The sequence below is a fragment of the Aliivibrio sp. S10_S31 genome, assembly GCF_014694495.1.
GTDB lineage: Bacteria > Pseudomonadota > Gammaproteobacteria > Enterobacterales > Vibrionaceae > Aliivibrio > Aliivibrio fischeri.
Genome location: NZ_JAAUWR010000138.1, coordinates 1 through 305, shown reverse-complemented (window position 1 = coordinate 305; position 305 = coordinate 1). Strand labels below are relative to the sequence as shown.

Sequence of the window (305 nt, the reverse complement as noted above, 5' to 3'; positions counted from 1 at the left end):
AGATTCTTACGAATCTAAATAATGGTGCGGTCGGAGAGACTTGAACTCTCACACCTCGCGGCGCCAGAACCTAAATCTGGTGCGTCTACCAATTCCGCCACGACCGCACAAATTTTATAGTGAAATTGAAGATTGGTGATCCAATAACACGTTATCATAATCGAAATGAATCAATTACGTTTTAAAGTGGCTGGGATACCTGGATTTGAACCAGGGAATGGCGGCATCAAAAGCCGCTGCCTTACCGCTTGGCGATATCCCAACGAGATTCTTACGAATCTAAATAATGGTGCGGACGGAGAGAC

At 45.2% G+C, this 305-nt stretch carries 2 tRNA genes; both read right to left on the bottom strand.

What is annotated here, in order from left to right:
• Positions 1-22 precede the first annotated feature (22 nt).
• A tRNA-Leu gene (locus HC728_RS19970) sits at positions 23-107 on the bottom strand.
• An 80-nt stretch (positions 108-187) separates the two neighbouring features.
• Positions 188-262: transfer RNA gene (locus HC728_RS19965), tRNA-Gln, on the bottom strand.
• Between the last annotated feature and the right edge of the window lie 43 nt (positions 263-305).